At 40.4% G+C, this 25,161-nt stretch carries 18 protein-coding genes and 1 pseudogene; 10 read left to right on the top strand and 9 right to left on the bottom strand.

What is annotated here, in order from left to right; genetic code table 11:
* The first annotated feature begins 83 nt into the window (after positions 1-83).
* Entirely contained in the window at positions 84-443 is a 360-nt protein-coding gene (locus ESY88_RS16280) for a toxin-antitoxin system YwqK family antitoxin (protein WP_223270863.1), read from the top strand.
* A gap of 81 nt (positions 444-524) precedes the next feature.
* Here ESY88_RS16280 and ESY88_RS16275 read toward each other — a convergent pair whose 3' ends face one another.
* Positions 525-2,438, bottom strand: a complete 1,914-nt coding sequence (locus ESY88_RS16275; RefSeq protein ID WP_223270862.1) for a beta strand repeat-containing protein — start codon at positions 2,436-2,438, stop codon at positions 525-527.
* Positions 2,439-2,518: 80 nt separating this feature from the next.
* Positions 2,519-5,338: a TonB-dependent receptor gene (locus ESY88_RS16270; RefSeq protein ID WP_147088188.1), complete on the bottom strand. Its 2,820-nt coding sequence runs from the start codon at positions 5,336-5,338 to the stop codon at positions 2,519-2,521.
* Between the two features lie 185 nt (positions 5,339-5,523).
* On the opposite strand from ESY88_RS16270, the gene ESY88_RS16265 reads away from it, so the two are divergent.
* Positions 5,524-6,867 (top strand): deoxyguanosinetriphosphate triphosphohydrolase, encoded by a 1,344-nt coding sequence (locus ESY88_RS16265; protein WP_147088187.1) that lies wholly within the window; start codon positions 5,524-5,526, stop codon positions 6,865-6,867.
* Positions 6,868-7,120: 253 nt separating this feature from the next.
* A complete protein-coding gene (locus ESY88_RS21140) occupies positions 7,121-7,291 on the top strand; it encodes a hypothetical protein (RefSeq protein WP_189702629.1) in 171 nt (56 codons plus the stop codon).
* Here ESY88_RS21140 and dxs read toward each other — a convergent pair.
* Positions 7,269-9,065 carry a 1-deoxy-D-xylulose-5-phosphate synthase gene (gene dxs, locus ESY88_RS16260; protein ID WP_147088186.1) on the bottom strand — a complete coding sequence of 599 codons (1,797 nt, stop codon included), beginning with the start codon at positions 9,063-9,065 and terminating at the stop codon, positions 7,269-7,271. The two genes, ESY88_RS21140 and dxs, sit on opposite strands and share 23 nt — an antisense overlap.
* A 165-nt stretch (positions 9,066-9,230) precedes the next feature.
* On the opposite strand from dxs, the gene ESY88_RS16255 reads away from it, so the two are divergent.
* The 5 genes and pseudogenes from ESY88_RS16255 (at position 9,231) to ESY88_RS16235 (ending at position 13,755) form a co-directional block, all read left to right on the top strand.
* Positions 9,231-9,512, top strand: coding sequence for a hypothetical protein (locus ESY88_RS16255; RefSeq protein ID WP_147088185.1), 282 nt, complete (start codon positions 9,231-9,233; stop codon positions 9,510-9,512).
* Positions 9,513-9,656: 144 nt separating this feature from the next.
* Positions 9,657-11,524: pseudogene (locus tag ESY88_RS16250) on the top strand (M36 family metallopeptidase); the annotation flags it as partial.
* A complete protein-coding gene (locus ESY88_RS21745; RefSeq protein ID WP_147088183.1) occupies positions 11,501-11,935 on the top strand; it encodes a T9SS type A sorting domain-containing protein in 435 nt (144 codons plus the stop codon). The pseudogene ESY88_RS16250 and the gene ESY88_RS21745, both read left to right, overlap by 24 nt.
* 623 nt (positions 11,936-12,558) lie before the next feature.
* Complete coding sequence (locus ESY88_RS16240; protein WP_147088182.1) at positions 12,559-13,008, top strand: nucleoside deaminase; 450 nt, start codon at positions 12,559-12,561, stop codon at positions 13,006-13,008.
* 261 nt (positions 13,009-13,269) lie between these two features.
* Complete coding sequence (locus ESY88_RS16235; RefSeq protein ID WP_147088181.1) at positions 13,270-13,755, top strand: hypothetical protein; 486 nt, start codon at positions 13,270-13,272, stop codon at positions 13,753-13,755.
* Between the two features lie 59 nt (positions 13,756-13,814).
* Here ESY88_RS16235 and ESY88_RS16230 read toward each other — a convergent pair whose 3' ends face one another.
* The 4 genes from ESY88_RS16230 to aspS all read right to left on the bottom strand — a co-directional run bounded on the left by ESY88_RS16230 (position 13,815) and on the right by aspS (position 18,128).
* Entirely contained in the window at positions 13,815-14,006 is a 192-nt protein-coding gene (locus tag ESY88_RS16230; RefSeq protein WP_147088180.1) for a cold-shock protein, read from the bottom strand.
* A gap of 296 nt (positions 14,007-14,302) precedes the next feature.
* Complete coding sequence (locus ESY88_RS16225; protein WP_147088179.1) at positions 14,303-14,539, bottom strand: hypothetical protein; 237 nt, start codon at positions 14,537-14,539, stop codon at positions 14,303-14,305.
* A gap of 11 nt (positions 14,540-14,550) precedes the next feature.
* Positions 14,551-16,338 carry a chloride channel protein gene (locus ESY88_RS16220; RefSeq protein WP_147088178.1) on the bottom strand — a complete coding sequence of 596 codons (1,788 nt, stop codon included), beginning with the start codon at positions 16,336-16,338 and terminating at the stop codon, positions 14,551-14,553.
* Positions 16,339-16,373: 35 nt separating this feature from the next.
* Complete coding sequence (gene aspS, locus ESY88_RS16215) at positions 16,374-18,128, bottom strand: aspartate--tRNA ligase (protein ID WP_147088177.1); 1,755 nt, start codon at positions 18,126-18,128, stop codon at positions 16,374-16,376.
* A 1,728-nt stretch (positions 18,129-19,856) separates the two neighbouring features.
* Between aspS and ESY88_RS16210 the strand changes: the two genes are divergently transcribed.
* Positions 19,857-20,084, top strand: a complete 228-nt coding sequence (locus tag ESY88_RS16210) for an addiction module protein (protein ID WP_147088337.1) — start codon at positions 19,857-19,859, stop codon at positions 20,082-20,084.
* Positions 20,085-20,375: a type II toxin-antitoxin system RelE/ParE family toxin gene (locus tag ESY88_RS16205; protein WP_147088338.1), complete on the top strand. Its 291-nt coding sequence runs from the start codon at positions 20,085-20,087 to the stop codon at positions 20,373-20,375.
* A gap of 59 nt (positions 20,376-20,434) precedes the next feature.
* Here ESY88_RS16205 and ESY88_RS16200 read toward each other — a convergent pair whose 3' ends face one another.
* Positions 20,435-23,974, bottom strand: coding sequence for an efflux RND transporter permease subunit (locus ESY88_RS16200; protein WP_189702628.1), 3,540 nt, complete (start codon positions 23,972-23,974; stop codon positions 20,435-20,437).
* Positions 23,964-25,154: an efflux RND transporter periplasmic adaptor subunit gene (locus ESY88_RS16195; RefSeq protein WP_147088339.1), complete on the bottom strand. Its 1,191-nt coding sequence runs from the start codon at positions 25,152-25,154 to the stop codon at positions 23,964-23,966. The genes ESY88_RS16200 and ESY88_RS16195 overlap by 11 nt, the downstream gene beginning before the upstream one ends.
* Between the last annotated feature and the right edge of the window lie 7 nt (positions 25,155-25,161).

The raw sequence follows: 25,161 nt of genomic DNA, 5'->3' as shown, positions 1-25,161 counted from the left end.
TAAACGTTAGCTAAATGTTTTGTTTTCCTGAAATTTATCGTATCTTTATTATCAAATCATTAAATAATTCTAAACTAAAGACGATGAAAAAGATACTAGCCCTTATATTGACCTTAAGCATGAGCTTTGCATTTGCCCAAAAAGATGGCAAAAAAGTGGAAATCACTAAAAATGGCGACCTTACCTCTGCAACTTATTTTTATGCAGATGGCTCAGTAGAACAACAAGGGACTTTCAATAAAGAAGGTCAACTGCACGGCGTATGGATCAGTTATGACAGAGTAGGCAACAAAACTGCAATTGCTAATTATGCCAATAACAAGAAAGTTGGTAAATGGTTGTTTTGGACTAACAACAAATTGCGGGAGGTTGAATATGTGGACTCTCGAATTGCGAGTGTTAACGAGTGGGAGAATAAGACTGAAATGGCATTTAGCAATTAGTAAATAATTTTGAGAATAAAAATAAAAAAAGGCTGTCTAAATAAATAGACAGCCTTTTGAAATAAATATTATTTACTGAAATTAGTTATTAATCCAAGCAAAATCAGCTTCAACAGAAGTTGAAGTGGCAAACGTTCCTTCTTCTGCAGCGTTAACACCGTCAATTGGTAAATTCGAAGATGGAGCTCCATCTCTGAAATCAAATTGAGTGTCAAAACCAGTTAAAGTTAAACCGTTGATTATCGCACCAGAATTGTTTTTAATTTGGATGCCTGTTCCACCCGTTGTAGAAACTGCTGTAAAATTAACTAGTGTTGGTTCAGCGTTAACACCATCAGCTTCAATAGCTGTTGAGAATCCTGAAATAGTTAATTTCACGAATGTATTGGTCAAAGTGCCATTCCAGCCTTCTGTCCAGTCTACGGAGTCATCTTCTAAGTTCTCGGCATAAAAATTAGTCATACTTACGGTTCCTCCAAAAAATTCAACACCATCATCAGCACCACCAATTACAGCCACATTTTGAATACTTGTTTCAGAACCTACAGCATACAAGGTCAAGCCGTTGAACTGAGAATCAGCATTGATCTGAGCTCCAGTATTTCTTAAGATCAAATAATTGATAGCTCCAGAATCGTCGGCGTCGTTGGTTCCACCATAAATCAAACCACCAACTTCTGCTATGGCATTTACACCTTCGGTTGTACTTGCGTTACCACACAGTAATAGTCCACCCCATGCATTACCATCACCTGACCGCATTTCAACTGGGTTAGCAGCGGTACCTTGAATATCTAATTTGCCTCCTTTGAGTACAGCGATATAATTTGCTGTACCAGATTGAGATACAATTTGTGTCCCCGCAGGAATCGTAAGTGTAGCGCCACTATTAACTAATACGGGACCAGCTACAGTGTATTCTACTGAAGCATCTAAAGTTACACTTGCAGTTATATTACTTGGCAGTTGGTTACCTGAAGATGCACTTGCGTTAGTAACCCAAGCGAACAAACTTGCATTTGTTGAAGAAGAAGCAAATACAGCGTCATCAGCAGTATCAGCATCCGCATCATCCACTTGTAAGTTAGATGCAGGAGCGTCATCTCTAAAATCAAATGAGGTATCAAAACCCGTAATTGTCAAACCATTTATCGTTGCGCCTGAATTGTTTTTAATTTGAACAGCAACACCACCTGTTGCAGAAATGGCTGTAAAGTTAATTAATGTTGGGTTATTGTTAACCCCATCTGCTTCAATAGCAGTAGAAAAGCTAGCGGTTGAGTTGAAAACGTAGGTGTTGGTTAGCGTACCACTCCAGCCTTCTGTCCAATCTACAGCGTCGTCCTCTAAGTTTTCTGCGTAAAAGTTGTTCACGTTCACAGTGCCTCCAAAAAACTCAACACCATCGTCCGTCCCATTAATAACGGCTACGTTATCGATTGTTGTTCCAGATCCAACAGCATATAGAGTCAAACCGTTAAACTGTGAGTTCGCATTGATCTGAGCGCCAGAATCTCTGATGATCAAGTAATCAATGTTACCTGATGAATCGCCAGCGTTGTTACCGCCGTAGATTAATCCTGCCACCTCTGCAGATGCGTTAGCACCTTCGGTAGTTGTAGAATTGCCACATAGTAAAAGGCCTCCCCAAGAGCCTGATGCTCCGTTAGACTTCATAACTACTGGGCTAGTAGCCGTACCTTGAACGTCAATTTCCCCACCCTGTAAAACTGCCAAATAATTTTCTACACCAACTTCAGAAACGATAACTGTGCCAGCTGGTATGGTCAATTTTACTTCGCTTGCCACAGAAACTGGACCACTAATGGTATATTGCTTCGTTGGGTCTAGAATTCTATCAGCTGTAATAACCCCGGTAAGAGTCGTTTCAGGACCTGTTGGGGTAATTGGTTCATTATCATCATCATTACTACATGAAGTGATTAAAAGAGCGGCCATAATGGAAAGACCTAGTAATTTGCTTAACGATTTCATAATTTTCATAATTTCTAATTTTTAATTATTAAAGTTTATCTTCTGCTTAAAGTTAAATAGTTGTAATCTGATTCTTGTTTTTAAAATTTATAGCTAATGCTTACAGCAGCGTTAACTCCTGTACTGTAAGATAGTACGGTTTCTTCTGACCTTATGCCATCTACGGCGGATTCAATTAATTGCACCCGCTTGATGGTGGGGTTTAAAAGGTTTTTTGCGGTAGCACCAATCGTCCAGCGCTCATCAATGTCTTTACTGAAAATAAAATCTAAGACCACAACACCTTGTTCGGTAATTTCGCCATTGTAAAATACTTCGGGTTGGTTCTGGTTTCTAGGCGCTCCCAAAGAGAAAATCCTATCAGAGGCATAGTTTCCCGCTAACGTAAATTCATAAGGATATTTGCTACCAGTATTAAGGGTCAATGCCAAGTTGGTAATCCAATCTGAGGCACCTTCTAATCCAATTTCATCTTTACCGCCATATTTAAAGGTTCTCAATAGGTTGCCATCTCCATCTCTTATTTCTTTGAGATCTTGCTTGTGGTCTATATAAGAAATGTTGCCAGATAATTTTAGATTTGGCAGGGAATCTTGTTTTTTAACCACATAAATTCGGCCTTCGAGTTCAACTCCAATAACTGTAGCTTTATTTCCAGAATTAAAATATGAAAAAATGTTTTCTCCGCCGCGTTGTAACGTTCTGTTTATTGGGTCTTTTATTTGCTTATAAAAAGCGGTAAGTGAGAGCAACTCTTCATTGGTTGGGAATAACTCAAATTTCAAATCGACATTAAGATCACGCGAAGCTTCAACATCAGGATTTCCTTGTGTTACTTGATTTTCTGGGGAGACATACTGAAACGGTGCAATCTCCTTAAACTCTGGCAAAGTTTGGCTTAAACTACCTGCTAGACGCACAGCAAACTTATCAGTAAAGTTGTATTTTAAATTAACAGCAGGATAAAACCTTTCATAGCTTTGATTTGATGTGCCTATTCTTGATATGCCAGTTGCAGGATCTACATAATTACCAACATCAAATCCCACATCAATTGCATCACTTTGATAACGAAGGCCAACTTCAGCTGTGAATTTATTGAACACCCCTATAAAATCGGCGTATCCAGCATATGAAACGAGTTCGCCTTCATAAGTATCTGGCTGGAGCGTATTAAGTTGTAGAATACCATTGTCAAAATTACTTTGTGTAAAGATTTCTGAAATGGCATCAATAGAAGATGGATTGGCCGCATCTGTAAACGCTTCTTCGGCACCGATAAACTGAGACTGAAAATCTCTTTTCTTATTTCTGTAATTTCCACCAAATGATACTTTATAAATAGCATCGTCGTTTTCATTTTTTTTAAGGATGATCTCATCTTGAAGCCTTGCATTATACTCTTTGTCAGTAATGTCCTGTGCAGATTTGCGCTGTTGAAATCCCCCTGTGAAGCCGAGCTGAATTCTGTCGTCCTCATTAAGAATATTTACCTCATTTCTAATACGGTTAGGCTCGTTGGCGATAACATAGTTGTATCCAGCAGCCCACTCTAACTTATTATCGTCTGAAAAATTATGCTCGCCAATTAGTTGAGTAATTGAAATGATTGTGTTTTTAAGGTTTTGATCTCTAACAAACTGAAAACCTTCTTGAGGGCCATCAAGTTCTTCAAAAATAACCGCACCACCTGATCTCCCCGCCTCGTAGGTCTCTTCAAAAACTTTATTAATTATAAATGAATTCAGGCTTACCTTATTATTGTCATTAAATTTAAATTGCCCATGAAACATCCCGGTAGTGTTTACCTCACGTCTCCATCTAATATTGTCACCATCAGGTACAGAGTCCCTTAAATTTCCTTGATCATACTCTCTGAAAATACCTTCGCGATATTCATTTTCTATAGATTGACCCGCGCTGATAAACAAGCGCAATTTTCTTGCCTCTCCAATTATCCCGCCAGCGTTAAAACCATATGAATAGTTAACAGGAGCCGAAATTTGTTGAGGAGTCCAACTTTGCCCAGTGATAGCATTGGAAAGCTCGTCAAATTCATAAGCTCGAGAATACAGGCCAAAATTGACATCACTGTTATTGGCGGTTACCTTGAAATTGTCGAACACATTTGCTATGTTACTATTAACCCCTCCGTTAGCGCTCAAACCAAAGGTGCGCCTTTTGGTTACTTCCTTGGAGACTATATCTATATTTCCAGAAGCTTGGTCTGAAGAATTCTTTGGTGAAAAAGTTTTGCTGACGGCCACATTTTGAATGAATCGCGCAGGAAAAAGACCTAAATCAATATTTTTCTTATCAATATTGTCAGAGGGCACTGGCAGCCCGTTTAATGTTGTGGTCAAATAGCGATCACCAAGTCCCCTTACATAAACTTGACCTGTGCCCTCTGATTTTGATACTCCAGAAATCTTGGCTGTAGCTCCTGAGGCATCAGAGACTCCTAATTGTGTCAATTGCTCTGCCCCTATACTTTCCTTTATTTCGACGGCTTTCTTTTGATCTAATAGCAACGCAACCTCACTATCCTTTCTAGCCGTAGTTGTAATTACAATTTCATCTAAAGCCCCAGGATTAGCTCCCATAGGCACATTTATAGTGGTTACTTTACCGGCGACAACTTCAACTACTAGTTCTTGGGTTTCATAGCCCACAAAACTAAAAACTAAAGTATACGGCCCAGGATCTAGATTTTCTAGACTGTAAATCCCATCAAAATCAGAAGTAGTTCCTGTTGTAGTCCCTTTAATCAGCACATTTGCAAAAGCCAAAGGCTCGTTATTATATTCCTTATCTGTAAGCATTCCTACAATAGAGCCCGTGTTTTGGGCCATAATAAAGGAGGTAGTAAAAAGCGTAAAAAGTATTATCAATTTTTTCATTAAATGCTAGTAATATTATTTTCCGCAAAGGAACTCATAGTTTGTGTATTTGAGGTTAAATTGAGATTAAACCTACTTAATCAAAAAGTTACGTAAAGGTTAAGCCAGTATGAATAAATATTTGAAAAGGGAAACAATTTGATAACATTGAAAATAACTACCTTGCCGGCAAACTATATGGTACTATGAACTGGGAACAATTACTCTCCTTAAAGCGTTTTGGAGATAAAAATAAGCGCTTGCGTAAGGAACAGGATGAAACACGATTGGGTTTTGAAGTGGATTATGACCGGATTATTTTTTCTTCGGAATTTAGGGGACTTCAAGATAAAACCCAGGTGGTGCCCTTATCAAAAACCGATTTCGTTCACACCCGGTTGACCCACAGTTTGGAAGTGAGCGTTGTGGGCCGCTCATTAGGACGCAAAGTTGGGCAGCGTCTTTTGGAGAAACACCCGCACTTACGGGATGCTCATGGCTATCAAATAAATGATTTTGGAGCCATTGTTGCCGCTGCCGCCTTAGCGCATGATATTGGGAATCCACCCTTTGGGCATTCTGGAGAAAAAGCCATTGGGCAGTTTTTTAAATCTGGCGATGGGCGCTATTTTGAAGACCAGCTTAGTGAAAAAGAATATCAAGACCTTTGTGATTTTGAAGGCAACGCCAACGGATTCAAGATGTTGTGTGAATCTAGGGCAGGGCGTCCCGGCGGATTGCGTCTTAGCTACGCGGTACTTGGTGCGTTTACAAAATATCCTAAGGAATCCCTTCCGAAGAAACCCACTAATCACGTTGCCGATAAGAAGTACGGGTTTTTCCAAAGTGAAAAAGCGGAGTTTCAGGATTTGGCGGAAGAGTTGGGACTTCTTAAAAGAGGGCATCAAGACGATATTAGTTATGCACGCCATCCCTTGGCGTATTTGGTGGAGGCTGCAGATGATATTTGTTACACCATCATTGATTTTGAAGATGGCATTAACCTCGGTTTGATCCAGGAGGAATTCGCTTTGGAATACTTGCTCAATCTGGTGCGCCACACCATACAAACCAGTACTTACAACCAACTTCAAAGTACTCAGGATAGGCTTACCTATTTAAGGGCTTTGGCCATCAATACGCTCATCAACGAGGCGGTAGAACTTTTCATGGAACATGAGGAGGCCATCTTAAACGGTGAGTTTCCTAAAAGTTTGATGGATTGTAGCCAATACGAGGCGCAAATCAAAGACATCATCAAGGTGAGTATTGAGAATATTTACCAATCCCGCGAAGTGGTGAACAAAGAACTGGTGGGCTATAAAATCATCAACGAGTTATTGAAAGTCTTTACAGAGGCTGTGATCAACGATCACAAAAATCAAAGTTCGCATTTTGACCGTTTGGTTTTAAAGGTTTTGGAGAAACAAATCAATTTGAATCAAGAAACCACCTATGAGCTGTTGTTGGCGGTGTGCTTCTGCATTTCAAAAATGTCGGATAGTAATGCTATCTTGACCTTTAAGAAGCTCAATGCTGCGGAAATTTAAGTGGTGCTCAATCATGCTTTTAGTTGAGAAGGACTCTTTTTTAAAGCTGTTTGCGGTAGTTTTCTTTTATGAGCGCGTTTGCATTGGGGCTAGGATTTAGACCCGTTATCCTTTCATGACCATAGAAAAATCACAATGCTAAACCGAATAGTACATGAACAGCTTAATTTAAAACATGCGTTTCATCGAATAAATTTGTGTTTTATCGTGAATTGGTTATATTTATAGTCCCAAATCTTTAAAACCTACTACGATGAAAGATTCTATTTTTCGCGGCATTATTTTCTTAGGTGTCATTTCTGCCTTATTGGTAGTCATTAACGATATTCGTAAAGACCCAATGGTTTCCAGTCAAAATCAAAAAGCAAATTATGGGAAGGCGTCACAACCAGAATTGGTAATCACTGAGTCTGATTTTGATTGAGATTAAGTAGCAGTGCATGCAATGTATTTGCGATGGACTCCACATCCAATCCCACAGCTTGGTGTAGTTCTTCAACGCTGCCATGTTCAATAAACACGTCGGGAATGCCTAAACATGTGATCGGTAAATGATACTCATTTTTCGAGGCAAATTCTAAAATTGCGCTCCCAAATCCGCCAGCAATCACGCCATCTTCAACGCTAATGATCGCTTCATAGGATTTGAAGATCTCATGCAATAAAGTTTCATCCAAGGGCTTAACAAAACGCATGTCATAATGGGAAACCGCGGCATCGCTGCATTTCAAGACCGCTTTTGAGCTTGGAAAGGCCATGGTGCCAATAGACAGCAGCGCGATTTTTTTATCAGATGCTTCGTGAAGTGGTCGTGCCTTTCCTATTTCAATCTTAGAAAAAGGAACTTGCCAGTCCATCAATTGTCCACGACCCCTGGGATAACGAATCGCAATGGGAGATTCTAGGCCCAACTGAGCTGTAAACATGATGTTTCGCAATTCGATTTCGTCGCTAGGTGCAAAAATAATAAGATTGGGAATGCATCTCAAATAGGCCATATCGAATATACCATGATGTGTTGCGCCGTCTTCCCCCACAAAACCTGCGCGATCCAAACAGAAAATCACTGCTAGGTTTTGCAAAGCCACATCGTGGATCACTTGATCATAAGCCCGCTGCAAAAAGGTGGAATAGATATTGCAAAAAGGCATGAGACCTTGGGTTGCCATTCCTGCAGCAAAAGTCACTGCATGTTGCTCGGCAATGCCTACGTCAAAGGCGCGATTGGGCATTTCCTGCATCATGTATTTTAGAGAGCTTCCGGTAGGCATGGCAGGCGTGATGCCCACGATTTTTTCATTCAATCTTGCCAATTCAACGAGGGTATGTCCAAAAACATCCTGAAATTTAGAAGGCTGTTTTAGGCCGCTCTTTGGAAGTAAATCTCCAGTGAGTGCATCAAATTTACCTGGTGCATGGTATTTTACCTGGTCTTCTTCCGCTTGTTTCAAGCCTTTGCCTTTTGTGGTAATGACATGAAGAAATTTAGGTCCTTTTACAGTTTTAAGATGTTTTAAAGCTGAAATCAATTCAGTTAAATCGTGCCCATCAATAGGCCCAGAGTAATTGAAGTTCAAGGCCTCAAAAATATTGTCTTGTTTGGCCTTGCCTTTTTTAACATTGGTAAGGTACTGTTTGAGCGCACCAACACTGGGGTCAATACCAATGGCATTGTCGTTGAGGATTACCAAAAGATTGGCATCGGTAGCACCAGCATGGTTGAGGCCTTCAAAAGCCATCCCACTTGCTATGGAAGCATCACCAATAACGGCGATGTGGCACAAATCCTTCCCTTGTAATTGGGAGGCCATCGCCATCCCCAATGCGGCAGAGATGGATGTAGAGGAGTGCCCCACGCCAAAAGCATCATAGGCACTTTCGGTAATTTTAGGAAAACCGCTGATCCCGCCTTTTTGTCGGTTGGTTTCAAATACCGTTTTTCGGCCCGTTAGAATTTTGTGAACATAAGCTTGGTGCCCAACATCCCAGATGAGTAAGTCTTCAGGCGTATTAAAAACATAATGTAAGGCAATGGTTAATTCTACCACGCCTAGACTAGCGCCCAAATGGCCTTCTTTGGTAGAGACAATATCGATGATGAATTGTCGCAATTCTGCAGCAAGTTCAGGCAGCTGTTCAAAAGGAAGCGTCCTTAAATCTTCAGGAGCGTCAATATACTTTAAATAGGGTTTTTCCACATCCCAAAAATACGAGAATTAATTAGACCTCAATCCTATTTTGACAGGTGAAAATTGAAATGGCTAGGCTGTCTTTAGAAAAAAATAGGTATAAGATCCATGAAAATTTCGAGATCCATGGCTATTATCAACTAAATGTTATATTTGTTAAAAAATTAGAAATCTATGAAGAATGTTTACTTTAAAATTTTAACGACTTTAACCCTGCTTTTAAGTGTTGCTTTCGGTTTCTCCCAATCCCAGCTCTCCAAATCAAGTTATGAGGCGTTAGTTTCAGACCATTTAAAGAGTGTTGCCAAAGACTATGGCTTTACGGCGAATGATGTCAAAGACCTTTACATCAACAGCGAAGTGTTTTCAAAAGACTCACAAACAACAAGTCTTTATATCAATCAGCAATTTCAAGGCATTAAAATCCATAACGCGGTTTCAACCGTGGTTATTTAAAACGACGAGGTATTTTATCTTGCCAATAATTTTTTAGGTCAAATCGATGCTAAAATCAATACCACGACTCCTAATATCGATGCAAAGCAAGCCATTTTAAAGGCCTTGAATCATTTTGATATTTCAGGTTCAACAAATTTAAGGATGCTTTCTTCTGAAGGTAATTCCTACGTGTTTTCGAACGGTAACGTTTCGAAAATCGATATTCCTGTAACACTTAATCTTACACCATTGGAGGACGGAAACATTCGTTTGACTTGGGATTTGAGCATTCAAAAACTGGACAATTTACATTGGTGGAGTGTTAGGGTAGACGCGGTGTCAGGGGAAATTATTAATGTTGCAGATTGGATCCGTACTTGTGATTTTGGCGAATTGGATATGAAGGCTGCCAACAACCACAATAACAAGACTCAGGAAGGCTTTTCTATGTTCAAGCCAAGTGCCACATTTATGGATGGTTCGCAGTACAGCGTATTTGCATTGCCAATACAAAGCCCAAATCACGGTGATAGATCTTTATTGGTAGAACCTGCCAATGCAACCGCTTCGCCCTTTGGATGGCATGATACCAATGCCCTTCCTGGTGCAGAGCATACCATAACTAGAGGGAACAATGTTTTTGCCAGTGAAAATAGAGACATTACCACGGCAACAGGTCATTCTCCAGATGGCGGTGCAAATCTCAACTTCAATTTTGAACTCGACCTCGATGAAGCACCTGCTGTTTATGAAGACGCTTCTTTGACCAATTTATTTTACATGAACAATGCCATGCATGATATCTGGTATCAATATGGTTTTGATGAAGCCAGTGGTAATTTTCAACAAAATAATTATGGTAAAGGGGGCTCTGGCAATGATCCCGTGTTCGCATCTGGACAAGATGGGCAGGGTCTCAACAACGCCTCATTTGGCACACCGCCAGATGGCAATGTTCCAGGCATGACGATGTACTTGTGGGGTGAATCACGATTTAAAGAATTGGTTACTGTTAATAATGGGCCGTTGGCTGGGCAATACATTTCATTAAATCCTTCAACAGCAATAGGCAACAATATAACTGGTGCTTTCCTGCTTCCGGTCACTGGCGATCTCATTGTTGTTGACGATGGCACTGCAGCACCTACTGAGGGCTGTAATGCGTTGGTTAATGCTGCCTCGGTTGCAGGCAAGATTGCACTCATAAAAAGAGGCTCTTGTAGCTTTGTGGCAAAAATTCAGCAGGCTCAAAATGCGGGCGCTATTGGTGTTATTGTGATGAATCATAATAATCCAGACAACGATCCCAATTATGCACCTTACGTAACTATGGGAGGTGCTTCTACTCCTGCATTTACGATTCCTTCTGTTTTTGTGAATTATCAAGATGGTCTTGCAATGGCAACTGCTTTGAACAATGGTCAAACAGTGAATGTAACGCTTAAGGATTACAATGTATACCAACTTGACGGGAGTCTTGATAATAGCATCGTGGCCCATGAATATGGCCATGGCATCTCCAATAGACTTGCTGGTGGTCGCTTTAGTGCCAATTGTTTAACAAACCCTGAACAAATGGGTGAAGGCTGGTCTGATTGGTTTGCCTTGATGATTACCATGAACGCTGGAGACACTCCAGAAAATCCTAGAGGGATTGCGACGTATTCCTCAGGACAGACTAATGACGGCGTTGGTATTAGAGAGGCTCATTATTCCACAGATTTCAACATCAACAATTTTACCTATGCTGCCACAAACGATGATACCGTACTTGGCACAAATTCTCAAGGCCAAACCGTTTCATGGAACGAAATACCACACAACATTGGGGCTGTTTGGGCAACTATGTTATGGGATTTAAACTGGGCCTATATTGAGAAGTATGGTTTTGATGCAGACCTTTATAATGGCACTAGTGGCAACAATAAAGTGATGCAGCTCGTTATTGAGGTCTTAAATTTCAAACCTGTAACCCTGGATTTGTAGATGGGAGAGATGCACTTTTAATGGCAGATCAAATGTTAACTGGAGGAGAAGACCAATGTATGATTTGGGAAGTGTTTGCCAACAGAGGCCTTGGTTTTAATGCCTCACAGGGACTTGATGGCAATATGGAGGATCAAGTGGAAGACTTTAGTTTGCCACCAAGTGGTGATACCTCATTGGCAAATTGTACGAGCTTGAGTGTGCAAGCATCCAAGATGGATACCTACAAGATTTACCCTAATCCTGCAACCAACGAAATCAATATTCGTGTGACACAAAATTACGGCAGAGCACAGGTGTCTTTAGTGGATATCAATGGGCGCTCTGTTTACAAACAACAGATGGATTTAAACGGAACTGTAACCGTTAATTTCGGACAACTTCAAGCAGGAATCTACATCTTGAACGTAAATAACAACACCATCAACATCAATGAAAAAATCATCATTAAATAAATAGGGTATCACAACTCGTATTTAAAAGGACAACTTTCGGGTTGTCCTTTTTTTTGTTTATTGCTCTAGTTTAATCTAGCGTTGCTATTATTAATAAAATTGAAATTATAGATCTTATAAGTTGGCTCAAACCCATAAAACCTGATTATTCACTTTAGGGTCAGGTAAAACTAATTGGATTTTCGGCATTTTGTTCTTGCCCCTTCCGATAGATATCGGGACTAAAGGGAGCCATAACACCGAAAATCGGATATTTCAACCATAATAGCCATTTTAAACTACAGCCTTGTTTATCAAAATCAGGACTATTGATTTATTCCTAGGCCTGACGATACACCGGTTGAGACTTAAATGAATGGCTTAATTATAGTATCAACGACTTCAAGGGTTTGAAGCTGATGGGGAAGGCTTGCTATACTTTTGCGTTTTCGGAATGCTTCTGGTGCGGAATGAATTTTTGTAGAAGGATCTTAACGGTTTCCTTTCGATACTATATAAAATTAAGGGAAGGCTTATGAGATGATCATGGAATAGCGTGCTGTGATGTTGGAAGGTTTCAATTTTTAGCGTCAAATTTCACGCCGATGTTGAGAAGCAGCATATAGTATTGTATTTTTACAACTATGGAAAACCCTTTTGACGATACCTATTTTATGAAAAAAGCGCTGCAGGAAGCAGAATTGGCTTATGAGAAAGGCGAGATCCCCGTGGGCGCTGTGATTGTGATCCAAGACCGAATCATTGCAAGAGGTCACAACCTTACCGAATTGTTAAATGACGTTACTGCGCACGCCGAAATGCAGGCCATTACCGCTGCTTCCAATTTTTTAGGCGGAAAGTTTCTCCATAATTGCACCCTGTATGTTACCTTAGAGCCTTGCCAGATGTGCGCAGGCGCTTTATATTGGAGTCAAATACCAAAAATTATCTACGCTGCAAGAGATGAGCAACGTGGCTGTATCGTGATGGACACAACATTGCATCCCAAAACCACAATGACCGGCGGCTTGCTTGCCGAAGAAGCTTCCGCTTTATTGAAGCGTTTCTTTATTGAGAAGCGCAATTTGAATTGAATATATGATGAATCAGTATTGTCCGGTTAAACACCACATGATGTCCGCCGCGGCGAACAATATGCCGTTAGGCATTTAATATGGGTAACTAAATAGAACCCCTGCAAAGGCTAGTCCCGTAGGGACTGAATATAGAATGGGGTTTCCCAGAATCATGTATTACTTTTATCGGATAACAATAATTATGAATACTAAATGTGCTCTTTGCATTCTAATAATGAGTTTTTTTTAGGATGTAAAGACTCCAAACCTCAAGAAATCATGACCAAAACATATCCTTATGATATTACTTTTAAAGTACAGATGACCGATAAAAAAGGTTCAGAAATTATAGATAATGGGATCATTCCTTGGATTTCCATAGACGACCCAAAACTGGAAATAGTCAATTTGCATGACAGGGATGAGATTGTCATTAGTGAAAATAAAGTAGTCTTTGTGATTGAATACCCGTTAACTAAGCCTGCTGAAATTAATATCGATGCTAAAACAAATCTTGGCTTTACGCGGGCAGAATTAGTGAGTGCCGTTAGTGCAGCTTACCATAGAATTTATAAAGAGGAACTGGAAACATCAATTATAAAAACGATTCCTGTTGAAGAACGAGAAGGAACGGTAAACAGAAATGAAACAAACGGCAGCTACGGTATTTGGGGACATGATATCGGTGATCTGGTATTGGTTGCTGTTGAGGCTAGAAAAACGGAATCAGGAGAGCTCAAATTGGAACTAATCGTGGCATCATAATCCATAAAAAAACGCCCAACCATTGGTTGAGCGCTGAAACTGCAATAAAGTATGTCTTCTTATAGTACTTGTACGTTTCCTGCTACAAGTCCTTTTCTGCCGTCTTCTTCTGTGTACTCTACTTGATCACCTTCACGCAACTCTACGCCATTGAGGTTGGATACGTGTACGAAAATGTCTTTTCCGGTTTCTTCGTTGGTAATGAATCCAAATCCTTTAGAATCATTAAAAAATTTAACTGTTCCAGTCATGATAAAAGATATATTAATTAAGACACAAAGCTATAATTTTATATTTTTTTGAAAGTTAAATAATTGTAATGTTTTTGATATTCTAAAATTAGAGGTTATGGATGTCTCTGTTTTAAAGGGTTCTAAGTCGAAAAAGTCAACACTGTCTTTTAATAAAGCAAGGAAAATAGTTAAAAACTCACTATGCACGGATTGAGACTTACCATCTGAAGCAACATTTTTAGTTGGAACATGGCAGCTGTAACCTATGGCTTTTATAGGTATTCAAAAAAAACCGATTTTGAAAGTGCTTCTGTTTAATATTTACTTTCCTTTTGACTGTCCCGCATCTTGTCCAAGTTTTCTTTATTCAGCATATAATCCTTAAGACTTCTATCCTTCCAACGGTAATAGGCAAACAAGGGAAATGTGATTATAAAAAGTCCGACAGTTCCAAAACCGACGAGTTTTTCAGCAAAAGAAACCTCTAAGGCCAAGCCACAAATAATACTGGTGGCTGAAGCGATAAAACAAAAGAGAATGAGATATTTCATAATATTGGGGTTTAATGGGTTAAGGCAATTAGTTTTCTGCGGTAGGCGGTCAATAATTTGGATTTGGAAATAAAGCCAATATAAACACCGTCCCTAACAACCGGCAGGTTCCAAGCATTGCTATCTTGAAACTTCTTCATGATGACCGTCATCTTGTCCTTTTCTATATCGATAATGTCTGGTGGGTTGTGCATCACATCACTTGCTTTGACTTCGTCATAAAGCGTTTGGTCAAACATGATGGATCGTATATCATCCAAAAGGATAATGCCTTCCAACCTTTTGGTCTTTTCTGAAATCACCGGAAATATATTCCTGTTGGACTTGGTAACAGCTTCGCGCACAATTTCGCCCAAGTTCATTTTCGAACTTATCGCCTGGAAATTGGTCTCAATAACCGAATCAATATCCATAAAGGTCAAGACTGCATGGTCCTTATTGTGCGTGATGAGGTCGCCTTTTCTGCCCAATTCCATGGTATAAACGGAATGTGGCACAAAATATTTGGTCACGCTAAACGCGATTGCTGCGGTTATCATCAAGGGAATAAATAAATCGTAACCCCCCGTAAGTTCTGCAATGAGAAAAATGGCAGTGAGTGGTGCTTGTAGCACACCAGCCAACAAGCCTGCCATGCCAACCAAGGTAAAGTTGCTTTCTGAAACAGGTGTGCTTACCCATCCGCTATGGTTGATGATTTTTGCAATGCAATTGCCCATGATACTGCCCATAAACAGTGTTGGCGCAAATATGCCACCAACGCCACCTGCGCCAAAGGTAAGTGCACTTGCGATGATCTTAAAGAATACTAAACCTACCAGCAAGGCGATAACCACCCAAAAACTAGACAGGTCCAAATTCAAAAAATTATTTTGCAAGGCTTTTTCTGGGTTTCCAGCAACCAAATTGTTGATCACTTCAAAACCCTCACCATATAAAGGCGGAATCAAATACACCAGGATACCAATGCAGATGCCACCAAAGGCCACCCGTTTAAAGGGCGAACCAATTTTATCAAAGAAGCGCTGTATTCGATCATAGACTTCAGTAAAATAAATGGAGACTGCAGCAGCCACAAGCCCCAATAGGGCGTAGAAAGGGGCGTCTGAAGCATTGAACTCATCCACCAATTTGAACGGCAAAAGCACGTCGTCGCCAAAAAAGAAGAACGAGGTCAAAATCGCCGAAAGCGACGCCAATAACAAGGGAAGCATCGACGCAATGGTCAAATCGAGACTAAACACTTCAATGGCAAAAATAATGGCGGCAATTGGAGCCTTAAAAATAGACGACATAGCCCCCGCAGCAGCACAGCTCACCAACAGGTTTCGCGTGCTTTGGTTCATATGGAACAAGCGCGAGATATTGGACCCCAAGGCTGCACCTGTAGCCACCGTTGGGCCTTCAAGACCTACTGAACCACCAAAACCAACCGTAATGGGTGCGGTTAAAATGGAGCCGAACATTTGATAGCGCTTCATGAGCCCTTTGCGTTTGGCAATCGCAAAAAGGGTAGAAGGGATGCCATGACTAACCTTTTGCCTAATCACGTATTTCATGATCAAGTAAACCAAAGTGAAGCCTATGATGGGAAAAACGAAGTAAAAGGCAGTATGGTAATATTGCACAAGCTTATTTTCCAACAGGTGTTGGATAAAGTGAGTTGCATTTTTTAAAACCACAGCGCCTACTCCAGATGTAAAACCAACCACAATACTCAACAAATACACAAATTGCTTCTGGGAGATGTGTTTGGCCCTCCAAATTAAAAAGCGCTTGAATAGTGGGTTTTTAGGCATTTAATTAAATACTAATTAAATATTAAAATGAATTCTTATGCTTTTAGGTCGAGTTTTAAACTCAATTCCTTCAACTGCGCTTCATCAATTTTTGCAGGCGCATCAATCATCACATCGCGACCATTATTGTTTTTTGGAAAGGCGATAAAATCACGAATCGTTTCTTGTCCGCCAAGAATGGCCACCAATCGGTCTAAGCCAAAGGCAAGTCCGCCATGTGGAGGTGCACCATATTGAAAGGCATCCATCAAGAAGCCGAATTGTGCTTTGGCTTCAGCTTCTGTAAAGCCCAAATACTCAAACATCAGGGCTTGGGTTTCCTTATCGTGAATACGAATGGAGCCACCACCAATCTCGTTGCCGTTGAGCACCAAATCGTAGGCATTCGCTTTGACCTCTCCAGGATTGGTTTTCAACAAGTCCAACTGTCCTGGTTTTGGTGAGGTAAACGGGTGGTGCATCGCGTGGTAACGCTTTGTGTCTTCATCCCATTCCAATAAAGGGAAATCCATGACCCACAGTGGCGCGAATTCTTTGGGGTTTCTCAGTCCCAAACGTTCTGCCAATTCCATGCGCAGTGCGCTCAATTGGGCGCGCACTTTATGTTTGTCTCCTGAAAGTACACAAATCAAGTCGCCAGGTTGAGCTCCGGTTGCTTCGGCCCATTTGGCCAAATCCTCTTGGTCGTAAAATTTATCTACGGAAGATTTATAGCTTCCATCGTCATTATATCTGCAATAGACCATACCCAAAGCGCCAACTTGCGGACGCCTGACCCATTCAATCAATTTATCGATTTCCTTTCTGGTGTAAGTGTTTCCGCCCGGCACTGCGATGCCTACTACCAATTCTGCAGCATTGAACACATTGAAGTCTTTATGTTGGGCAACAGCATTGAGCTCCCCGAATTTCATTCCGAAGCGAATATCTGGCTTATCATTTCCGTAGAGACGCATCGCATCATCGTAAAGCAGTCGTGGAAATTTCTCGACTTCAACACCATTGATTTCCTTTAATAAAAAACGGGTCAAGCCTTCAAAGGCATTCAAGATGTCTTCTTGGTCAATAAAAGCCATTTCGCAATCAATCTGCGTGAATTCTGGCTGTCTATCGGCCCGAAGATCTTCATCACGAAAGCATTTCACAATCTGAAAATACTTATCCATACCGCCCACCATAAGCAACTGCTTAAAGGTTTGTGGCGATTGTGGAAGTGCATAAAACTGACCTTCATTCATTCTGGAAGGCACTACGAAATCCCGGGCGCCTTCTGGCGTGGATTTTATTAAATACGGGGTTTCCACTTCAATAAAGCCTTCGGTTGAAAGATAGTTTCTCACAGCCTGTGTGACTTTATGTCTAAAGATCAAATTGTTCTTTACCGGATTGCGACGAATGTCCAAATAACGGTATTTCATGCGCAATTCCTCGCCACCGTCGGTGTTGTCCTCAATGGTAAAAGGCGGCAATTTCGATTCGTTGAGAATGGTCAGTTCAGACACCAAGATTTCAATGTCACCAGTGGCCATGTTGGGGTTTTTGGAGGCACGTTCTATGACTTTGCCTTTCACTTGGATCACAAACTCACGTCCCAATTCTTCGGCACGTGCCATCATTTCTTTTGGGGTACGATCCTCGTCAAAAACGAGCTGCGTGATCCCGTAGCGATCGCGAAGATCGACCCAAACGATGAATCCTTTGTTTCTGGATTTTTGCACCCAACCTGCAAGCGTAACTTCTGTATCTATATGTGATGCTGATAATTCACCACAATTATGACTTCTATACATTGTGTAGTTTTAAATTTTTCTTCGGAATGATTTCGATGTTAAAGGATGCAAATTTAAGTAAGTTTAAGTCGTCTTGATAATTAAAAGCCAATTTTGATTGGAATAGCCGAATGTATCCCTTAAAATTCTGAAAAAAAGCACATTAAAGCTGAAAAAATAGAACTTGCGAAGCTGTTGTTAGCTATTGAAGGTTTCAACTTGAGCGCTGAAGATCATTAACTTCTAAGTATTTAGGAAGCTGATTGTAATTGTTGAATAGAGCGATGCCAAGAGCGGCCTGCTTTAATGCTAGAGTAGGGAAGAAGTTGAAGGTGGAATACGGCCAGTTTGCTGAATCGTAAATGCTGATTTATTATTTGTACATATTCACGAAGAAATTTTTCAAGAATTAACCGACCTGCAAGGTTTCAAAAACCTTGTAGGTCTTTCCTTGATCCCGTTATTGTTTGGTTTTTTTATCAAATATCCCATTCGCTGGTGTTCGAAGTGTAAAAGCATATCCAAATTAGATTCACTAGGATTGATCAAAACGGATCTTATCAAACAAAAGCTGTTGGTGGAAATTACCAACATCGGCATTTCAACTTAAGTAAGTTTCACTAGTCAGAATAATTAACAGGCAACTTTGATTGGAATAGCCGAATGTGTCCCTTAAAATTCTGAAAAAAGCACATTAAAGCTGAAAAAATAGAACTTGCGAAGCTGTTGTTAGCTATTGAAAATTTTATTTGGACTACTGAATATCATTTAACTATAAGTATTTAGGAAGCTGATTGAAATTGTTGAATAGAGCGATGCCAAGAGCGGCCTTCTTTAATGCTAGAGTAGGTAGGAAGTTGAAGCTGAAATACGGCTAGTTTTCTGAATCGTAAATACTGATTAATTATTTGTACATATTCACGAAGAAATTTTTCAAGAATTAACCGACCTGCAAGGTTTCAAAAACCTTGTAGGTCTTTTCTTGATCCCGTTATTGTTTGGTTTTTTTATCAAATATCCCATTCGCTTGTGTTCGAAGAGGAAAAGCATATCCAAATTAGATTCACTAGGATTGATCAAAACGGATCTTATCAAACAAAAGCTGTTGGTGGAAATTACCAACATCGGCATTTCAACTTAAGTAAGTTTCACTAGTCAGAATAATTAACAGGCAACTTTGATTGGAATAGCCGAATGTGTCCCTTAAAATTCTGAAAAAAGCACATTAAAGCTGAAAAAATAGAACTTGCGAAGCTGTTGTTAGCTATTGAAAATTTTATTTGGACTACTGAATATCATTTAACTATAAGTATTTAGGAAGCTGATTGAAATTGTTGAGTAGAGCGATGCCAAGAGCGACCTTCTTTAATGCTAGAGTAGGGAGGAAGTTGAAGGTGGAATACGGCCAGTTTGCTGAATCGTAAATACTGATTAATTATTTGTACATATTCACGAAGAAATTTTTCAAGAATTAACCGACCTGCAAGGTTTCAAAAACCTTGTAGGTCTTTCCTTGATCCCGTTATTGTTTGGTTTTTGTATCAAATATCCCCTTCGCTTGTGTTCGAAGTGTAAAAGCATATCCAAATTAGGTTCACTAGGATTGATCAAAACGGATCTTATCAAACAAAAGCTGTTGGTGGAAATTACCAACATCGGCAGTTCAACTTAAGTAAGTTTCACTAGTCAGAATAATCAACAGGCAATTTTGATTATATTAGAGGATTGAATAACCTAAAACTTGCACGAATGGACATAAAAGCTGAAAAAATAGAACTCATGAAGTTGTTGTTAGATGTTGAAAATGAAGGTTCATTGGCAGAGCTTAGGGCTGTTCTAATTGCAGATAACGAAGCTCATAAGCTTTCAAGCGCACAGGAGACAGAATTAGACTACCGATTGAAACGTTATGAAAGCGGCGAAACAAAATTTTATAGTTGGGAGGAAGTTGAGGAAAAATTGAAAGCGGTTTTGTAAATGTATGAGCTATACATTTCTGATGAAACAGTCTTGGATATTGCAGAAGCTATATTTTTCTTTAACAATATTCAAGAAGGAGTAGGATATAGATTTAAGGAAGACCTTAAAAAAGAAATTGCGTTCCTTAGAAAGCATCCTGAAATAATTCAAAAACGACATCATGACCTAAGGATTTCCTTCTTAAAAAAATTTCCATTTGGCATACATTTTTTATTGGATGAAAATGCAGTTCGAGTGATTGCAATTTTTCATACAAGTCGAGACCCGAAACGCTGGAAAATAGAATAAAAAAAAATCTGAAGCCCTAAGACTTCAGATTTTTTTCTCAAACCAATATACTAGAAAAGTTATTTGTCTAACGCTACTTGTCTTGCCCCAATCTCATCAATCTCGCTCTCTTCAGAATGTCTCAATGGGGTTGAGGTGAATTTCAAACGTCCCCACATTTTAAGTTTCACACTTAAAAAGAACAAAATAGGTACAACGATCAAGGTAAGGAAGGTGGCCACCAAGAGTCCGTAGATGACCGTCCAGGCCAATGGTCCCCAAAACACAACATTGTCGCCACCCATGTAAATGTTAGGATCAAAATCGGCGAACAAGGTAAAGAAGTTGATGTTTAAACCAATTGCCAAGGGAATCAAACCTAGAATGGTGGTAATGGCTGTTAACAGCACGGGTCTCAAACGCGCTTTTCCTGCTTTGACGATACTTTCAAAAAGGTCTTCGGTTTCCAAAAATTCTTCCTCCTCCATATTGAGCTCGTTCTTTCTTCGGTCTATCAATAATTGGGCATAATCTAAAAGCACCACCCCATTGTTAACCACAATCCCTGCGAGCGAAATGATACCCACCATGGTCATCATGATCACAAATGCAGAACCAGAAATCACAATGCCACCAAAGACGCCAATAAAACTCAAAAAGATAGCGATCATAATGATGGCTGGTTTTGAAATGGAATTGAACTGGAAAATCAAAATAAAGAAAATCAAACCCAGACCAATAAAAAACGCGCCCATCAAGAAGGTCATTTGCTTGTTTTGCTCCTCAATTTGTCCAGTATAATCAATATGGATTTCTTCCGACAAGCCTTTAAAGCTTTTCATCTCATTTTGAATCTGCGTTACAATCGCGCCAGCATCCGTAAATCCAGGTGCCAATGCGGAATAAACAGTAACCACACGTTTCGTGGCTTTGTGCTTGATGGCGCTAAAACCTGAATTGTTTTTTTGCTTGGCAACTGCAGATAATGGGACTTCTTTAATGACTCCTGTATTGTCCCTAAACGTGATGTTTTGGTTAAACAAGGCGCTGGTATTGTATCTATTGGCCTCGTTAAAACGTACATAAATGTCATAATCATCACCGGCTTCCTTATAAATCCCTGCTTTCGCACCAAATATGGAATTACGTAATTGTTGCCCAACTTGAGAGGCGCTAATGCCCAACTCCCCGGCCTTTTCACGATCCACTTCCACTTGCATGGTAGGTTTGTCTTTATTGACATCAATTTTCAATTCGTCTATTCCTGCAATATTTCTGGAGTTGATGAACTCTCGCATTTGCTCTGCAGTGGCAATGAGGTCATTGTAGTTATTGCCATCCAATTCAATGTTGATGGGCGAACCTGCAGGAGGGCCATTGGCATCTTTTTCAACCGAGATCAACACCCCTGGATAAATGCCTGCCAGAGCTTGTTGTACTTTTTGTCTCAAAAGCTCGCTGTCCTCGCCACGACGGTACTTGTATTCCCGCATGGACGCTGTGATTTTTGCCTTGTGTGGCATTTCGGCGGCAGATCCGGCATCGTTGCGTGGGTTACCTGCGCCTTCCCCAACTTGGGAAACTGCACTTTCTACCATGAAATTGCGATCCCCATCCATGTATTGATCCTGGTTGATCACATCGTACACGCGACTTTCTATTTGCTTGGTTATGGCGTTGGTTTTATTGATATCGGTGCCTTGAGGGTATTCGATATAAACAATGATTTGATTGGGCTTGTTGTCTGGGAAAAACTCCACTTTTGTGCGTTGTGCGTTCAATGAAATCCCAAAGGCCACGAAGGCTGCAATCAACAGTAAAAATGTGCCAATACTTAATATGTAGGGACGCTTTTTAGACAGCGCATTTCTCAATCGCACTTCGTACCAATTCTCCAATTTGACCAAAGATTTATTTTGAAAGTTATTGGCCCAGTTTCGAATGAAAAAACGATAAGCCCATAACATGATCGCTGTAAAGATCATGATGGTTCCCAAACCGCGATAGGCGCCTCCAAAAAGGAGAATGAGTAGTCCAATAACTGCCACAATACTTGTGATCTTTATGATTTGTGATAATGGCATGTCTTTATCTTCAATGGTCATGTAGCGCGACACCAGCACCGAATTGAAGAATATAGCCACAAACAGTGAGGAGCCTAAAACAATGGATAGCGTGATGGGTAAAATCTTCATGAACTCTCCCATGATCCCAGGCCAAAGACCTAACGGAATAAACGCAGCAACCGTAGTCGCTGTGGAAATGATGATGGGAAAAGCGATCTCTCCAATCCCTTTTTTGGCAGCTTCAATCCTGCTCATGCCTTCGTCTTCCATGAGACGATACACGTTTTCAACCACAACAATCCCGTTATCCACCAGCATACCTAGCCCCATAATAAGTCCAAATAGCACCATGGTGTTCAAGCTATAGCCAATGAGATTCAAAACCATAAGCGACATAAACATAGACATTGGGATGGCGAAACCCACAAAAAGGGCGTTTTTAAAGCCTAAAAAGAACATTAAAACCGTAACCACAAGAATAACCCCAAAAATGATGTTATTGACCAAGTCGTCTACTTGACCAATGGTAACAGAGGATTTGTCATTGGTTATGGAAACTTCCAGGTCTGGCGGAAACTCGTTGGCCACAGCATCGCTTACAATATCCTGTATTTGTTCGGCCGCAGCGACCATATTTTTGCCAGCACGTTTTTTGACATCCAACATGACCACTGGTTTGCCAGATTTTCGTGCAAAAGTGGTTTTGTCTTCCTCTTGAAACGACACAGAGGCCACATCTTTTAGGTAAATGGGGTTTGCGTTTTCAGCTTTGACGACAAAATTTTCCAGTTCTGAAGGTGAATCGATCTCTCCCAAAATTCTAATGGTACGTCGCTGGCCACTGGCCACTAGATTTCCTGCAGACATGGTCACATTACCATTATTTATGGCGCTAATGATATCATTGAACGTCACTTTGGCTGCCATCATTTTAAAGATGTCTACAGCAATTTCGACCTCTTTTTCTTGGGCGCCACGAATATCTGCCTTTTTTATTTCTTGCAAATCTTCAATTTCATCTTGTAGATATTCGGCGTAGTCCTTCAGTTTTTCAACCGTGTAATCGCCAGAAATATTGATGTTTAAAATGGGCATCTCTTCAGATAGGCTCAACTCAAACACATCGGGCTCCACTTTTGCATCGTTAAAGGTTGGCCAATCTTCGCCGGAAGTTTCAGAGTCTATTTCGTCCTTGACTTTTTGTTTGGCTTGCTCTACACTAACGTGCTCGTCAAATTCAACAACCAACATAGAGAAATCTTCTTGGGATGTTGAGGTGATTTCAACCACATTGCTCACCGTTTTGAGTTTATCCTCTAAGGGATCGGTAATTAATTTTTCAATGTCTTCCGCCGTGTTTCCAGGATAAATGGAGCTCACATAGATCTTGGTCTCATTAACCTCAGGAAAGTTCTCTCTTGGCATGCTGAAGAAAGCCGTTATACCCAAATAAAAAAACATGGCGATAAGCACATACATCGTGGTTTTATTATTGATGGCCCACGATGCCCAAGCAAATTCCTTTTCGGTATTTTTTTTCTTCTTAATTTTCATCCTGTTGGTTTTTAAAGTTGATTACCTCTACCAATTGGCCTGCTCTAACGCTTCTTGCGCCTTCCTTGATGATTTCTGCGCCTGCATCAAGTCCTTTTAGGATCTCGATCACATCGCCTTGTACTTTTCCTGTTTCAACAATCATACGTTTTACGGTTCCAATGCCTTCAGAATTCTTGCCAGTCACAATATAGACGTATTGCTCGCCGTCAGCATTTTCAGAAATCACACTTTGCGGAATCAATAAAGCCGCCTCATTGGTGTAATCGTTGATTTTGAGTCGTGCAGTCAAATTGGGTTTTATGCTTTGGTCTTTATTTGGCACAGCAACTTCTACTTTGAAAGTTCTATTGGCCGGATTGATAAAACTCGATGCTTGACGCACTTTAGTCTCTAGTGTTTTGCCCAATACTGGGAGATCTACGGTGACGTCCTTGCCTTCAACCACATTACCGACATAGCGTTCTGGCACTTCGGTCTCAATATACATGTCATCAAGGTTTACAATACGCATCAACGGGGTTTGCCCTGCAGCAACCACACTTCCTTGCTCAGTGATCACATCGTCTATGGTGCCGTTGAAGGGTGCTTTTACAGTGGTTTTTGAAATTTGTTGATTGAGTTGGTTCACTGCTTCCTGCTGGGACTCGTAAGTGGATTTAGCTTGTAAAAACTGAATCTCACTACCAATATTCTGATCCCAAAGTCGTTTTTGGCGTTGGTAGGTGGTTTTTGCCAACTCAGACTGTATTTTTAACTGAGCCAATTGTTGGCTCAACCCGCCGTCGTCTATTTTCCCAAGAATTTGTCCCTTACTTACTTTTTGGCCTTCCTTGACGTACACATTGGTTAGAATACCGTTGTACTCGGGTGTGATGGTCAAAAGAGCCTTAGTGGTCACGTTGCCTTGAAGTTCTACCACATGGTTAAAAACCTCAGGAGTGGCAGTGAAAGTAGTGATCAATGGGATGTGTTTTACGGTATCCAGGGTGGCAATGCGCTCATCCAATAGTAGGATTTTGTCGTTTATGGCCTGTTGTTGATTTACAAGCTCGGCTCTCTTTTCTCTAACGGTCTCAATATTGCCGTTCTCCATGACATTTTCTACAGAATTTTTACCGCCTCCCGAACAAGAGACCAAGATAAACGCAAGAATAAAAAGTTGATATATATGTTTCATTATAAGT

This window comes from Subsaximicrobium wynnwilliamsii (assembly GCF_007997225.1).
GTDB lineage: Bacteria > Bacteroidota > Bacteroidia > Flavobacteriales > Flavobacteriaceae > Psychroserpens > Psychroserpens wynnwilliamsii.
This window is presented reverse-complemented; position numbering and strand designations above follow the sequence as displayed.